The sequence below is a fragment of the Pseudomonas sp. RHF3.3-3 genome (assembly GCF_048069595.1).
GTDB classification, from domain to species: domain Bacteria; phylum Pseudomonadota; class Gammaproteobacteria; order Pseudomonadales; family Pseudomonadaceae; genus Aquipseudomonas; species Aquipseudomonas fuscovaginae_B.
The window spans coordinates 4,699,706-4,714,033 of the sequence record NZ_CP182250.1; the positions used below are offsets into that span (position 1 = coordinate 4,699,706).

12 protein-coding genes and 1 pseudogene are annotated in these 14,328 nt (G+C 56.9%); 3 read left to right on the forward strand and 10 right to left on the reverse strand.

Going from position 1 to position 14,328, the window contains the following annotated elements; genetic code table 11:
• Positions 1–34: 34 nt before the first annotated feature.
• Positions 35–349, forward strand: a complete 315-nt coding sequence (locus tag ACMGT0_RS20490; RefSeq protein ID WP_416769533.1) for a hypothetical protein — start codon at positions 35–37, stop codon at positions 347–349.
• Positions 350–457: 108 nt separating this feature from the next.
• On the opposite strand, the gene ACMGT0_RS20495 is transcribed toward ACMGT0_RS20490, so the two are convergent.
• From ACMGT0_RS20495 to ACMGT0_RS20510, 4 genes are all read right to left on the reverse strand, one after another.
• Positions 458–850: a hypothetical protein gene (locus ACMGT0_RS20495; RefSeq protein WP_416769535.1), complete on the reverse strand. Its 393-nt coding sequence runs from the start codon at positions 848–850 to the stop codon at positions 458–460.
• A 54-nt stretch (positions 851–904) separates the two neighbouring features.
• The gene (locus tag ACMGT0_RS20500; RefSeq protein WP_416769537.1) at positions 905–1,318 is read right to left on the reverse strand and encodes a hypothetical protein; all 414 of its coding nucleotides are present in this window, start codon (positions 1,316–1,318) and stop codon (positions 905–907) included.
• Positions 1,312–1,674: a hypothetical protein gene (locus ACMGT0_RS20505; protein ID WP_416769539.1), complete on the reverse strand. Its 363-nt coding sequence runs from the start codon at positions 1,672–1,674 to the stop codon at positions 1,312–1,314. The genes ACMGT0_RS20500 and ACMGT0_RS20505 overlap by 7 nt, the downstream gene beginning before the upstream one ends.
• Positions 1,675–1,828: 154 nt before the next feature.
• Positions 1,829–2,023 (reverse strand): hypothetical protein, encoded by a 195-nt coding sequence (locus ACMGT0_RS20510; protein ID WP_416769541.1) that lies wholly within the window; start codon positions 2,021–2,023, stop codon positions 1,829–1,831.
• Positions 2,024–2,405: 382 nt separating this feature from the next.
• Here ACMGT0_RS20510 and ACMGT0_RS20515 point away from each other — a divergent pair, with 382 nt between their 5' ends.
• Positions 2,406–3,026 carry an exonuclease domain-containing protein gene (locus ACMGT0_RS20515; RefSeq protein WP_416773527.1) on the forward strand — a complete coding sequence of 207 codons (621 nt, stop codon included), beginning with the start codon at positions 2,406–2,408 and terminating at the stop codon, positions 3,024–3,026.
• An 85-nt stretch (positions 3,027–3,111) separates the two neighbouring features.
• Here the strand turns inward: ACMGT0_RS20515 and tnpC are convergent.
• A pseudogene (gene tnpC, locus ACMGT0_RS20520) lies at positions 3,112–3,703 on the reverse strand (IS66 family transposase); the annotation flags it as partial.
• A gap of 536 nt (positions 3,704–4,239) precedes the next feature.
• Between tnpC and ACMGT0_RS20525 the strand changes: the two are divergent.
• Entirely contained in the window at positions 4,240–4,437 is a 198-nt protein-coding gene (locus ACMGT0_RS20525; protein ID WP_416769543.1) for a hypothetical protein, read from the forward strand.
• 249 nt (positions 4,438–4,686) lie between these two features.
• Here ACMGT0_RS20525 and ACMGT0_RS20530 read toward each other — a convergent pair whose 3' ends face one another.
• The 5 genes from ACMGT0_RS20530 to ACMGT0_RS20550 form a co-directional block, all read right to left on the reverse strand.
• Complete coding sequence (locus ACMGT0_RS20530; protein ID WP_416769544.1) at positions 4,687–5,094, reverse strand: lysozyme inhibitor LprI family protein; 408 nt, start codon at positions 5,092–5,094, stop codon at positions 4,687–4,689.
• A 105-nt stretch (positions 5,095–5,199) separates the two neighbouring features.
• Entirely contained in the window at positions 5,200–6,666 is a 1,467-nt protein-coding gene (locus ACMGT0_RS20535; RefSeq protein WP_416769545.1) for a TolC family protein, read from the reverse strand.
• A 35-nt stretch (positions 6,667–6,701) separates the two neighbouring features.
• The gene (locus ACMGT0_RS20540) at positions 6,702–7,529 is read right to left on the reverse strand and encodes a sulfotransferase family protein (RefSeq protein ID WP_416769546.1); all 828 of its coding nucleotides are present in this window, start codon (positions 7,527–7,529) and stop codon (positions 6,702–6,704) included.
• A 130-nt stretch (positions 7,530–7,659) separates the two neighbouring features.
• Positions 7,660–13,767, reverse strand: coding sequence for a beta strand repeat-containing protein (locus tag ACMGT0_RS20545; RefSeq protein WP_416769547.1), 6,108 nt, complete (start codon positions 13,765–13,767; stop codon positions 7,660–7,662).
• 29 nt (positions 13,768–13,796) lie between these two features.
• Positions 13,797–14,294 carry a hypothetical protein gene (locus ACMGT0_RS20550; RefSeq protein ID WP_416769549.1) on the reverse strand — a complete coding sequence of 166 codons (498 nt, stop codon included), beginning with the start codon at positions 14,292–14,294 and terminating at the stop codon, positions 13,797–13,799.
• Positions 14,295–14,328 lie beyond the last annotated feature (34 nt).

Genomic DNA, 14,328 nt, shown 5'->3' on the forward strand with positions numbered 1-14,328 from the left:
GGCAGGTGGTTTCTCAACTTGAAGGAGAAATCAGATGCCCCGAATGAAGAAACAACGCATTGACCAGGTAATGGAATATGGCATCGCGATCACTGCGCAGGTGTGGGACCAGGTGCTGCTGGATCCGGCCGATCGCCGGCGCTCGACGTACGAGAGTCGGTTGATGGGTCTGTTTCAGGCAGTGGCCAGGGCCCACAACCAGAACCCTCAGGCGAGGCAGGTGGATTTTGACCTGTCCTCCTCAGAGCAAAAGGAAGGTGCTCTGGCGTTGACGCTGAGGCGCATGGATCCAACGCAAGGAGTGCCGTATTTGCTCCTGTCGCTTCAGGGAGAACCGGTCGAGAAATGACTGGGTTCAAGCTGTAGCGGTACCTCACTCAAGCCCGGCTCTGCCGGGCTTTTTCCTGCAAGTGCGCATGAAAGGCAGCAGCCAGCGGTAGGAACCGGGAGGACAACTTCATCTCCAATGGTGATGCAATCCGGCGGCGTCACGCCAGTACATCGTGGTTTCGAACTGGAAGCTGATCACGAAGCATGCTGGGCATGCTTGAGCAATGCCACGGGCGATTTTGTCCAGATCCTCCATGCTCGAATGCCCCTCTGGCTCCGGGCCCTTGAGCCTGAGATTGCAGTACACCGAGACACGAAAGTCCATGCCCTTGGCATCCTCTGCGTAGATGTCGAAGTCTTCAGCTCTTTCCTCGGCCCAGACTGAAATACCTGAGGTGAAGTTGGCCTTCAGCAGGCCATCCTCCCAATAGACTTCCTCAGCGCCCGCCCGGGCCAAGACCTGCTCCAGGATCGGCAAGCTGAGTGCGCTATCGGCTTCCAAAAACATCTCAAGGCTCACGTTGAAACCTACCTCATGGGGTGTCATTACAAGGGTTGTTCTCGACTGAACGGCTTACGCCCTGCCCGCTTGCTCGTAGAAAGCCTCAAGGACCGTGATGCGCTCGCCACCGATCGCTTCAACGACGTCCTGAATGATCTGTGCAAGGCTCTCCAGGCTTTCATTGAGGACCTCGATGCAAGCCAGTCGGCCGGGCGACCAGTCCAGAACGGCGCACTGCGGGTACCTCTCCAGCAGCCCGGCCAGCGCCTGGCGAGGGGGCTCGTCACGGGTGTATTGGACGTCAAAGTATGGAGCACTGTTTTCCCAGAGCGGGTACACCAGAACCCAGGCATCAACTGGACTGGGGAACCGAAGAGTGACGTAGCGTGACGCCCACACAGGACCTTCACACTTGATCAGGCGGATCACGTCCAGGATGGACCGGCAATCGGGTATCCGGATTTTGCCCTCGAAGGGATTTACCACAACCGCCACCATGGCCGAGTTTTCGCAGGCGCGGCAGGAGGACTGTCCGGTTTCTCATAGAGCGCTTTCGCGATCAGGTGAGTCCGCTCAGCCTGTTCGTCCAGCCATTCCTGGGGGCCGATCCAGTGATCGTGCACGGCCTCAAGGAAGTCTCGTTCCAGAGGCAGTCCCGAGGCATCACCCATCACCGTGGCCCAGGCCTCACAGCGAGGACACCAGGCCGTTGTGTGGGTGAACCGAGTGACCTCGCTAGCGGCAAAGCTGGCGTAGCAGCCATAGCAGGCGCAGGTGCTGCTGCTTTCGATCTCGGCCTGATTGCGATTGGCATGTTCGTAGGCCGTGTAGGTATCACTCATTCCAGAAATCTCGTTTTTGCAGGTAGTGCGCCCACCCTACCCGCCTGTCCTTGAAATACTCAATTTGCCCCTGGAGGAGCGACTCCCTTCGAGCGCTTGGCACCTCATGAAGGACCGGACGTGCGCCCGGCAGCCGGTGTTCATGCAGGCGTTTTCAATCCTCGAGGTTTTCGGCCAGGAAAGCGATCAGTTCCATGGGACTGCGGCTGTTGATCACGTTGTAGATCGGGTCACGTTTGGACCGGGGCAGCTTCTTCACGCAGCTCTTGGCTGAGGCCCGCACGGCTTCGTCCGTACCATGGATACGGGCGGCCAGGAGCAGGATCAGCACAGCGTCGGAGAGGTTCATCAAGTCAGTGGCTCGCAGGATCTGAACGTGAATGTATCGGCGGGAGGAGCCGTTTCTGCAGGCGCATGCTGGGACAAGGCCCCATTGGCCTGAGTGGAGTCGCACTGTTCATTATTTTCACTTGCCACTCACGCGTGGGCGATGGCGACTGGCTGATACGGTGCATCAGGTTCACCGACATCGTCTGTAAGAAAAGTCTGCGGCTACCCTGCTGAGCCGTGGCGGAGCGAAACGTTGTCAGTCTGACCAGGATATACGCTCACCTATGCAGCACTCTCAGGATGAGCCGTCCGGTGGACAATGCGCATTGGCATCGGATAATTTTCCCGACGGCCAACAAGGTGTTGGCTACTTTTCATCATTCCCCAAATTAGAGCTACGCATGGTACCTGTTCGTAAGCCCCAACATTTAGAAGCGCTAAGGGAGTTATTACACCCTTATCACTACCTACTGTGCGTCGACCTTGAGGCTACGTGCGATGAGGACGCCAAGCCGGGAGAGCCTCCACGCCCACTGCTCGTGCATCGTGAGGATATGGAAACGATTGAGATTGGCTTGGTTGTGATCGACCTCTCATCGCTCCAGGTGGTCGACCACTTTCAAAGCTTTGTCCGACCCACCCTGCACCCGGTACTCACCGACTTCTGCCGAAAGCTAACCACGATCAAGCAAAGCGATGTTGATGCTGCTCCTGGCTATGCCAGGGTTGCTCAGATGCTTGAGGCATTCCTAGAGGCCTACCCCAATTCAATGTGGTGCTCGTGGGGTGATTACGACTACAAACAGCTTCAGAAAGATGCCTCACGTTTGCACTGCAAACCGATGCTAGATGGGATGCTTCACACCAATTTGAAGAAATGGCACTGGAAGGTCTTCGAGTGCCGCGCGATGGGCCTACAGCCTGCCGTGGAGATGCTAGGGCTCGAATGGGAAGGTACCTACCACCGCGGCATCGATGATGCCCGCAACGTGGCAAATGTGGCCATTCACCTGCTTAGCTGACCATGGTCAAAATGCATAGGGGGCCCGTTATCGACAGGGTGCCAGCACCGATTTGCTGACGATCGAGCGATGAGCCAGTCTGCGACAGCGCTTGTTCGGCCAACTGGTTTTTATTCGCCACATGCAGGTCGAAAAATTTACGCCGGGCGTGGGCCATGCAACCGATTTCGGTGATGCCTTGCTCGAAGCCGGCGTTGTAACCCGCGAAGTCATCGCACACCAACTTGCCGTTCCAGGTGCCCAGGATGTTGCGCTCATGTTCGCCAGCACGGCTGGGGCTGAAGTCGTAGGCCACCGCTTTCAATGCGCAGCATGGTGTCGTGCAGTAGGCCCAGACATACGCACGATGCGTTTTTTTCGACTGCCGCCAACATCTGCACCGGAGTTTCATCGGCATGGATGACCTGCCGGGCCAACACGGACTCGCGCACTACATCTACCAGCGGTTGCAGTTGTACGCCGGTTTGGCCCACCAACTGAGCCAGCGTCGAGCGCGGGATCGCCAAACCGGCACGGCCGAAGATCTTTTCCTGCCGGTACAGCGGAAGATGGTCGGCGAATTTGGCCACCATCACGTGAGCCAACAAGCCGTCGGTGGGTGTGCCCTTGTCGATCACCTGTGCCGGTACCGGCGCTTGAATCAGAGTTTCGCATTGGCGGCAGGCCCACTTGCCACGATCGACATCGCTCGTGCGACCGGCCGACACCGATAGAAGTGGTGACTGGCTCACTGGTATCAACGGGATTTGAACGAATGCAAGCCGACGTTGGGTACGACCAGCAGTGCTTACCCTGGCGAACAGGCGTCAGTCCGGGCCGATTGAGCATTACGCACACGAGAAGCAGCAACAGCGTAAGGCAATGCAAGAGGTTTCTTACATGCTTCCCGGAGCCCCCACGGCAGCGATATCTCAAGTTTCATACAAACACCCCACTGCGGAAAAAGCTTGTTGCAGAGCGTTTTTTGACAGACCTGGAGCGGGGTAATCATTGTGCTGGGCGCGTACTGCTGAGCTTGTCAGCAGCATGCCAATGAACCAGGAATCTGAGGGCTAATCGGTGCCGTCGCCGCATGTGCCCTCAGGTCGCGATGCTATCCGTGTTGCGGCTCATGGACGTCTGCGACAGTCGCCCTTAGCACTGCCGCGCTCAATGTTTACCCATAACAGCCTCGCACCTTGGAGCAGGCTCTCTCATGAATGCTGGAGGTCTGATGAAACTGAGTTTAGCGATGTACCGGGCTCTGATCGCAATCGATGTCACGGATGAAAAAGCTTTAATTGTCGCTGATGCCTTGGATGATGCCATCGATGATATGCACCGCAGAAAAGGGGAAGCCTCGTGGTTTAAGGCAGAATCTGACAGGCGCGAAACGGGTCACGCAACGCTCCACCAGGACGGAGCAATCTGAAAAGCCTCAAGTCTCTGTCTCGGCTTGATACCTAGGACGTCTAGCGTCGCAAAGAGCTGTTCATCCAGGGAGTAGATGACGACGCGCTCCTTGATTTCGCGTGTCATCTTGAACGGAAACCCTTCGCCTTCGGGCGTTGGGTTCTCCACCCCTTATCACTCAGCAAGAGCGCAACGCCCGATTTCCCTCTCGAGCCTTTTCTGGTCCGCGTGCTCCGCTGCCTGGTCTGCATCACGACTAAATGTGCTCTCAACCGCCTCTGGGTAGATGGCTGAAAAAACCAATTCGTTTTTTTGTTTCCTCAATCGCACACTCGTTAGAGAACACGTTCACCATCATGTTGTTCCCTCCCTGAAGCCCACCCACATAGCTGCAGTGCTCGTCCCTGAAGGTCTTCCAAGCAGTCTGTGCCCTGATCAACTGCCCCTTGGTCTTTCTCGTATCCCAGTTATCTGTTTCAGGCAGCTCATCAAGGGCAGCCTCGTAGCTCGATTGCAGCTGTTGTTCCAGTATCTTGAGCTTCTCTCCCGAGCACTGTGCCACGCCTAGCGTAGTGTTCAGCGAGCATGTCTGGTCATCTGCAAACACGCTCAGACAACTGCCAATACCGAGCATGCTAAAAACCAATACAGCTCTCACTTTCACGAACACGCTCATCCCAAACCTCACTGCTCTGAAGATGCGTTGATACTCCGCAACGCGCACTGTTCCGATAACGAGGCGTATTGCACTACACCGACTGGGTGGATCAGATCTATCCAACTATGGGTAGATGCTCTTCAGGTCCAGGTTACCCAGACTGGAGGCGAGCTGAATACGTGCGTTCTGCCAGCCGGCCATGGCGCTGATCTGCTGCTGTTGAGCGTTGGCCAGGGCCGTCTGGGTGGTGATGACTTCGAGAATGCCTGTCACGCCTTTGGCGTAGCGTGCCTGCGCCGCGTCGAAGGATTGCCTGGCACTCTCCAGCACCTGCTGACTGGTGCGCACGTTTTCGGTATCGACTTTCAGGGTCTGGTAATCCGACCAGACGCTGGAGGCCACCTGCAGTTCGGCATCGTTCAGGGCCGCCTCCTTGCTCTCGGTCTGGGCCTGTGCACCGCGGACCTGATAGGTGCGGGTGAAGCCCTCGAACAGAGGAATGTTCACCTGCAGGGAAACCGATCGATCCCGCACCGTCTCCCCCGTGAACTGCTGGCCGGCACCGGAGCTTTGGGGCTGGTTGTCGTAGCTGTATTTGCCGACGAAGCTGATCGTCGGCCGCCCCTGGGCACGGACCACCTGTTCGTTGGCCTGGGCTGCGGCCAGTTCGGCACGGGCGGCAATCAGTGAGGGGTGTCGTTGCTGGGCGGTCTTGAGCAGGTCCTCGACGGACTCTTCAAACGCCAGGTCCGGTGGGGCTACGCCCTCCTCTCCCAGCAGATGCAGGGCTAGATTAGGACGCCTTCCCATGTCGATCGCCACCTGCCCCAGCGCGCTTCTCCAGTCGCCTTCGGCTTTGTTGCGATTGAAGGTGGCCTGGTAGTAGGAGGTCTGGGCTTGCAGTTGATCGCTGATCGCTGCCACCCCATGGCGAACGCGCAAGGCGGCAGCATCCAGCACCTGCTTGGCATCGGCTTCGATCTGCTGGGTCGCCTGTCGGTCCTTCTGCGCCACGAGGGCGGCGTAGTAGTCCTTCACGGTGCTGGCGAAGACCGTCTGCAGGGCATTGTCCTGCTCGGCCAGCGCCGAGGCGAGTTTGCTCTGGGCGTAGTCGACGCCTGCCGATCGGGCACCGAAGTCGTACAGCACCCAGTTCAAGCTCATGACGGCGTTCTGGAAATGGCTGTTGGACTGGACCACGAACGGATTGGACGAGGTGCCGTGGCTGGTCGAGCTGTCTTTGGCCTCCTGTAGCGTGCTGCTCAGGGTCGGCAGGTAGGCGGCCTTGGATACGCCCACCTGTGCGGTTTGTACCTTGACGTTGGCCCAGGCCTCGCGGGTCTTGGGGTTGTGGCACAGCGCACTGGAGACGATGTCCAGCAGGCTCAGGTCGACCCTGGAATTGTCCGTACAGCCATCCACCTCGGGTGCTGAATCGAACATGTGGTTGGCGGCGGTGGCCGGCACATCATTGAACTGGCGCAGCGGACCGGAAGGTCCGAATCCCCAAGCCGCTGCCGGCCCCATTCCGATCACCAGCGCGAAGGTCACGCTCTGAGTGAACGACATCGCCTTACGAGTTTTCAGCATGCTTTGCGCACTCATCCTGGCCCTTCACTTCCTACTCAGATGATCGTCACGCCACGCGTGTTGAGTTCGGTATGGTTCCAGAAGCTGGTCGTCGCGTAGCGAGCAAAAAGATCTGGCGGGATGCAGAGCGGGCGGGCCTGGTACTCGACAGTTTTACGCACGGCGTGCAGGCCAGGCATACCCAGTTGCGCATCGTAATCCGGCTCGTCGTACACCACGTTCTGCAGGTCATGTTCGAACCAGGGCTGCCCCAATTCGGCGTAAAGCCGCTCGAGGGTGCGCCGCGGCTCTTTGACCAGGTGATCGTATGGGACCAGGATCAGGCGCTTGGCCTGCTCGCCGAACCAGGCCTCGCGCAGATTGCTCCAGGCCAGGCCGATTAGGCCGGTGTCGGAGTTCATCAAGGTTTCGGCCCGGGCATAGACAGACGCGCCCGGCTGGAAGTTGAACATGCGCGACAGTTGCAGGGGGTTCTTGGCGAGCATTCGTTCGACACTGTCGATGATCCAGCCGACCTCTCGGACGCAGCAGATGATGCGCGATTGAGGGTACAGGGCTCCCCATAGCGCCGCCCGCCCCGTCCAGGTGCGGTTGGTGTCAAAGAGCACCCTGTCATCGGGCATGTCGGAAATCTGCTCGGTGTAGTAGGACTCGACGACCGCGCGCAGGATCGTTGCGCGTTTATGGTCATCGAAAAAGCCACCGAACTCACCGCCGCACATCTTGGCATGCGCGGCCCCCACCAGTGCGGCAACCGGACTGGTAATGGCGGCAGAAAATCGTGGGTTCTGGCGCAGCAAGGCCGACAAGAGCGTCGACCCCGAGCGCGGCAAACCCGATATCGCGTGAAACTGAGTAGCCAAAGGGCACTCCTTAGGCGTTTTCGACTTCGGAACAGCACGCCGAAATCACCGTACGCTGACAGGCGACACCCCTGGCGGCTGATCGCCGTCAGGGGTGTCGATCGGTTGATGGAAGGACGTGGTCGGGCAATCAAGCCGCGTGAGAAGACGCGCTCAGTGTCACCTTCTGGTCTGCCAACGAAGGCGGCAACAACGTGGTGTCAGCCACCCCACCGTCAGCACCAAACGTGGACATCGCCTGAATCAACTGGCTCACGCCGCTGCCGCCCACTGGCGAGGTGTTGGCGCTGCCGCCATAGAGCGACCCGATACCTGCCAAGTCGGTCTGATCCAACGTACGGTTGCTGGCGGTGAGCTGGTAGTTCATCACCGAGTTCTGGTCAGCGTTGTCCGCCAGGCCCAGGGCGTGACCGATTTCATGCAGCAGCACTTGGGAAAGCGTGGCGTCGGTGCCGGCATAGGTCTGTTGCCCATCGGCGCCGGTGGTCAGTGTGTCCTGCGCCGTGTCTTCAACTCGAATGATGGTGCTCGACTCCAACTGGCCGGCTTTGGCCTGATAGCTGGTGTAGCCAACCACACCGGTATTGGCGCTATCGAAATCGCCAAAGCCGATCCGGATATCAGACTGCGCGGAGTCGGTCACCTCTTCGAAGGTGACACCTGGCATCGCACTGGCCCAGGCGCCAAAGGCCGCCTGCACAACAGACTCCTCAGCACTGCCCATGTAGCCAGAGAACGGAGCAGCCTGGGTTCCTGAGCTGTCCGCCAGGCTCCAGGTGATGACCTGTTGGTCCCACTTGGCGCCTTCCAGGACGGCAGAGCCGGAGCCTGCGGTGGGCGTCAACGCTGCAATGCTGGCTGCCTGGTGTTGGGCCGCCTCCGCCGATTGCGCGGCAGAGAAATTACCGTGGCTCAGATCGTATTGCGCGATAGAACCAATGTCGGCCCCAACACGAGAGGACACCAGGGATTGCGTGCCGGCAAAACCGTATCCGCCCCCCTCATCCCCACCACCGTAGCTGCCCGGCAGGTCCTCCCCGGGGCCGCTACCGGTGTAGCCGTAGCCGCCTATGATGTCACCCGAGCCGTCAGCGCCGGAGTAGACGGTGTCGGTTTCAACACCGCTGCCGCTCCAGTTGTAAACGACAGAGGTGCCATCAGCGCGGTCATCGATGATGCGGTCATTGATGCCGGTCGCGGAGAAATTATCCTTGTTGCCCTGGACGACCATCGTGCTGTTATCGCCCAGAAGGGTGATCTGATCCGATGACCCTTGTATCACGTTCCCCGAGCCATTGATCGATACGGCTTTCCCGAAGGTGACGGTAAGGGTGTTGTTGCTACCGGACAGCACATTGGAGGAACCGTCGAGCGTGATGTTGCTGTTGTTCGCGGAGATCGCGTTGTTGTTGCCTGTGACAACATCCGTGGCATTGCTATACCGGTTGCTGATGGTCAGGCTCTGCCCATTGGCCGAAATCGCGTCACCCGACCCCGTGATAACAGACCCATCACCCAGGACGCTGATGTTATTGTCGCTGGCCGAGATGCTGTCCGAGCCGCTGACCGTGATGTCGTTACCATCGCCTACGACGTTGACCGCTGCGCTTGTATCGAGAAAGACTTGGTCGCCTTTGGCATTGATGGTATCGGTGCTGTACTCACTGCCCCCCGTGGTCCCAATGTGGATAAGATCCCCAGTGCTGGCATTGATGGTGTTGTCGCCCCAACCATCGCTGATCAACGCGACATCGCTGCCCAGTGTAATGCCATGGCCATAGCCATTGAGATTGACTGAGCTGCCATCTCCGAAGCTGAAGGAGTCGTAGTAACCGACCACATTCTCGTTTGTGCCAGTCATGGATACAGCGGCATGGCTAGCCGACAGGGTTTCGTTCGAGCCCACCAAGGTCACGACACTGTTATCGGCCGACACCGTGTTGCCGTCACCCGTGATGACGTCGCTGGCACCACCACCGGCATTGGAGATAGACAAACTTTCGCCACTAGCGGTGATCGCGTCACCCGCACCGGTGATTGCATCGCCACCGCCCACCAGGTCCAGCGTGTCGTTGCTGGCGATGATGTTATCGCTACCGTTGGCAGTGACGGTGTTGCCACTACCCACAACGTTGAGGGATGAACCACTGGCCAGACTGATGTTCTGGTTGTCATCCACATAAAGCCTATTGGTGAAGTAGTAGTCTGAGTTCACCGTTGCGCCGATCGACAAGATGTCATCGGAGGTCGCGTAAATGGTGTTGAAGCCATCACCGACGCTGTTCAGACTCGAGCCTGCCCCCAAGGAGATCGTATCCCCGTAGCTCGTCACCGATGCCGTGGTGTGAGGACCGAAGGTGACCGAGTTGTAGTTACCTGAGACGGTTTCGTCCGTACCGGTCAGCGTCAAGGTGTCAAAGGTGCCCGTGACCGACTCACCAGCACCCGCAAGGGTCACGGCACTGTGGTCGGCCGACAGGGTGTCGTTGTCGCCACTGATGACGTCACTTGCGCCGCCATTGTTCGAAATCCACAAACTGTCGCCGCTGGCGGAGATTGCATCACCACCACCGGTGATGGAGTCGTTGCTACCCAAAATGTTCAGCGTATCGTTGCTGGCTGTTACAACATCCCCACCATCCACTGCCAGGGTATTGCCGCTACCCACCACATTGACCGAGGCGCCGGTACCCAGCGTGATGCTCTGGTTATCATTGGCGTACAGCGTATCGTTGAAGTAGTAACTCGAGTTCGCCACTGCATTCAACAGCACGGTGGAATCGGAAGCTGCGTAAATGGAGTTGAAACCGCTGCCGGAACTGACCAGGCTAGAACCGGCACCCAAGGTCACCGTCGCCCCGTAGGTATTGAGAGACGCGCTATCCCCCTCCCCGATGCTCAACGAGTCGTAGTTACCCGATAGGTTATCACCCGATCCCTCCAAGGTGAGCACGCTGTTATTGGCCGAAATGGAGTTGCTATCCCCCACGACAATATCGCTCGCGCCACCAGCTCCCATCGTAATACTCAGGCTGTCATTGCTGGCGTTGATGGTGTCGCCTGCACCCGAAATTGAATCGCCCGAGCCCAGGAACGTGAATGTGTCGTTGCTGCCGTACACTGAATCACCGCCGGCACCCGTGATCGTATTTCCTGCCCCGACAATATTGACGTAGACGCCGCCGTCCAACGTTATGTTCTGGTTGTTGGAAACGTTCAGCGTATCGGTGTAGTAAGAGTCATAGCCGATGGTGACCTTGTCGTCAGAGGTCGCGGTGATGGTGTTGGAACCGTCACCATCACTGGTCAGTGTCGCACCGGCGCCCAGGCTGATTGAAGCGCCGTAGGTATGCAAGACAGCCGATGCAGCGTCGTCCAGCGTGATGGTCTCAAAGTTGCCAAAGACAGACTCGCCGGTACCAGAGAGTTCAACGGTGTCGCCGCTCCCAGTGACAGACTCACCCGATCCCTGCAAGCTCAACACACTGCTGTTGGCCGAAATGGAGTTGTTGTCACCGATCACAACGTCTGCGGCACCACTGGCTCCCCCGGAAATGAACAGCGAGTCGTTAATGGCCGCAATCGTGTCACCGGAGCCGGTCACCGAGTCGCCTGAGCCGAGGAACGTGAACGTATCACCGCTACCCGAAATGGTGTCACCGCCGGCACCTGTGAGCGCGTTGCCCGTCCCGACCAGGTTGAGGTAAACACCACCGTCCAATGCGATGTTCTGGTTATTGGAAACGATCAGCGTGTCGGTGTAGTAGGAGTCGTTGCCGATGGTGAGCTTGTCGTCAGCGGTGGCAGTGATGGTGTTGGAACCGTCACCATCACTGGTCAGTGTCGCACCGGCGCCCAGGCTGATTGAAGCACCGTAGGTATGCAAGACAGCCGATGCAGCGTCGTCCAGCGTGATGGTCTCAAAGTTGCCAAAGACAGACTCGCCAGTACCAGAGAGTTCAACGGTGTCGCCGCTCCCAGTGACAGACTCACCCGATCCCTGCAAGCTCAACACACTGCTGTTGGCCGAAATGGAGTTGTTGTCACCGATCACAACGTCTGCGGCACCACTGGCTCCCCCGGAAATGAACAGCGAGTCGTTAATGGCCGCAATCGTGTCACCGGAGCCGGTCACCGAGTCGCCTGAGCCGAGGAACGTGAACGTATCACCGCTACCCGAAATGGTGTCACCGCCGGCACCTGTGAGCGCGTTGCCCGTCCCGACCAGGTTGAGGTAAACACCACCGTCCAATGCGATGTTCTGGTTATTGGAAACGATCAGCGTGTCGGTGTAGTAGGAGTCGTTGCCGATGGTGAGCTTGTCGTCAGCGGTGGCAGTGATGGTGTTGGAACCGTCGCCATCACTGATCAGGGTCACACCATCGCCCAAGGTGATCGAAGCCCCGTAGGTGTGCAACGTGGCAGAGCCACCATCATCTAGGCGGATGATGTCGAAGTTGCCTAAAACGGATTCGTTGCTGCCAGAAAACTCCAGGGTATTGCTGCCCCCAATGATGGACTCACCGGAACCATCCAGGGTCAGCACACTGCCGTTGGCCGAAATGGAGTTGTTGTCTCCGATGAGCACATCGCTCGCTACACCGGTTCCCGTAGAGAGAGTCAGGCTAGCGTTACTGGCGTTAATGGTATTGCCAGCGCCTGTGATCAAATCGCCTGAGCCCAGCAGGGTTAAAGTGTCGTTGCTCCCTGCGAAGTAATCGGCACTACCGCTGATGGTAGCACTGACCCCCTGCCCCAATGAAAAGGTACTGCCGCTTGCGCTAATGGCTTCCCCGATATCGCCGTCAGCAATATTGACTGTGCCCACTCCGGCCAAGGAGATCACATCATTGTCTGATCCCGATGCCAGTGTAATCGTATCGTTCGCACCGATCCCGACTGAGTCTTCGCTACCGGCGATAGTGGCCTTGGCCCCTTGCGCAACATCAACAGCACTGTCGCTGAGGTTTGCCGTTGCAGAACCGCTCTCGACTTTCAGGGTGCTCCCGTTGCCCAGCGTGACATCTTCTTCGGCGCCATGAGTGGTGACCTGGTTGTTTTCACCGCCCGTGACCTTCACGTTGTCGCCATCAATGGAAACTCCGTTTCCTGTCCCCATGGCCACAGAGCCACTATTGGCGTGGACTTCAATATCGTCGTCTGTACTGGCGAGGATCACCTCGCCGTTTTTCATCATGGTCAGGACATCCCAATCCGAATCGTTTGACAGATTGACCTTCGAGTCTGAGCCAACGGTTATGTCGTTATGGGAGCCATTGACATTGGTTGATGTGTCATCGGCGATCGATAAATTTGCGCCAGAAAGATTAACGTTGGCATTATTTCCTGCCACATTCTCACTAACAGAACCATTGCTATCTTGAGTACCCGAAGTGGAGTTCAGCACCGAGCCAGTATTGCTGTCTGTGACTGTGCTATCAAACGTGCAAGAGCTACCGTCGGGGTTATAACTGATCGTGGTCGTAGTCGTGGCTGCCGTACCACCCACATTGCTCTTCTCCGTTACGACTTCAGATAATAACGTATCCCGATCAGCGTCTGTGTACGTCTGTATATCTTGACCAATTACAGTACCGTTATCATCCTTGATACTTGTGGTCACCGTTAGACCATCTTCACTCACTGATGAATTTTCCTGCCCAGCCGAAGAACCCTGCATCTGCGACGAGATCATCTGGGAAGAAATCCCGAGATTTTCTGGCGTATAATCAGCATTTATAATTTTGGTCGTTTGATCAACAGTCGTATTGTGACGCAGGTATGAGTAATCGAGAAAATTCGTTAAAATATCGATACCGGAATTCTGCAAAGGAACTGTCACACTCGTGTATAAATCGTGACCCGGCAGATAGTTTCTAGCCAAGCTCCCTTCATCGTATCCGGCATACCACTTATTCAGATTCTTATACATAATCTGAATTTGTGCATCGGATTCATTTATGGCCTGTTCCGCCGATAGGCTTGACAAAGGATTATCAGGATTGGCAATTACAAAATTATTCCAAAGTGGTTCCCATGAGGGTGGCTGAAACTGAAAAAGCCCCGTAGCAGAGTGACCATCCGTGTGCATATGCTCACCAAGCGATGACTCTGAAAATGCAATCAGAACGGCCGACTGGATGACAATTGCTGGCTCTCCGGCCTGGATACCCGCAGCTATAATTTGATTGGCTACGTCCAGTTGATTAGCGTTCAAGCCCGACATGCTATTTGCCATGCTACACTCCTTGCACCTATAAGAATTAATCAGTTATCAACCTTTAATCCAACATTGATCTCGCCGGCCTCCAGTCGAGTACCATCAACGTAAATCTCATAGGTCATTTTTCCAACAGCACATGAACTCGTTAAATGCGCAGGCCGACCAGAACCGTCAACAAAATCGTCTGGAAATTTCGCCTTGGGTGAAGACCCCGAATTATCAGAGAACTTCTCCGCAGTATATGTATAGAGAGTACGCTTAACGACATACTTTAGACGATAGGGGGGATGCGCACTTATTTTATCCCATGCAGAAAAATCAAATTTACTGCAAACGCTCGTCACCCACAGAGGATTATTGTCACCTGGGGAAGAATCAGCGCAGGCCTCATGAGAAGTGAAAACTGCCAAGATCAATAGCGCTTTCCACCAGCCTCGCAGAGAGCCTGCAGGCCGCCTCATGACTTTCATTAGACGACCTTCATGCGCACCATAAAAAAATTCATCCTCATTGCTGCTCAGGGACGGCGCTGGCTTTATCACTACTTCATCTCCTATACCGCTCTTAAACCCCCCA

Excerpts from the sequence above, each read along its gene's own strand:
- ACMGT0_RS20490 (WP_416769533.1), top strand. The coding sequence starts at position 35 with ATGCCCCGAATGAAGAAACAACGCATTGACCAGGTAATGGAATATGGC.
- ACMGT0_RS20505 (WP_416769539.1), bottom strand. The coding sequence starts at position 1,674 with ATGAGTGATACCTACACGGCCTACGAACATGCCAATCGCAATCAGGCC.
- ACMGT0_RS20510 (WP_416769541.1), bottom strand. The coding sequence starts at position 2,023 with ATGAACCTCTCCGACGCTGTGCTGATCCTGCTCCTGGCCGCCCGTATC.
- ACMGT0_RS20515 (WP_416773527.1), top strand. The coding sequence starts at position 2,406 with ATGGTACCTGTTCGTAAGCCCCAACATTTAGAAGCGCTAAGGGAGTTA.
- ACMGT0_RS20525 (WP_416769543.1), top strand. The coding sequence starts at position 4,240 with ATGAAACTGAGTTTAGCGATGTACCGGGCTCTGATCGCAATCGATGTC.
- ACMGT0_RS20530 (WP_416769544.1), bottom strand. The coding sequence starts at position 5,094 with ATGAGCGTGTTCGTGAAAGTGAGAGCTGTATTGGTTTTTAGCATGCTC.
- ACMGT0_RS20535 (WP_416769545.1), bottom strand. The coding sequence starts at position 6,666 with ATGCTGAAAACTCGTAAGGCGATGTCGTTCACTCAGAGCGTGACCTTC.
- ACMGT0_RS20545 (WP_416769547.1), bottom strand. The coding sequence starts at position 13,767 with ATGGCAAATAGCATGTCGGGCTTGAACGCTAATCAACTGGACGTAGCC.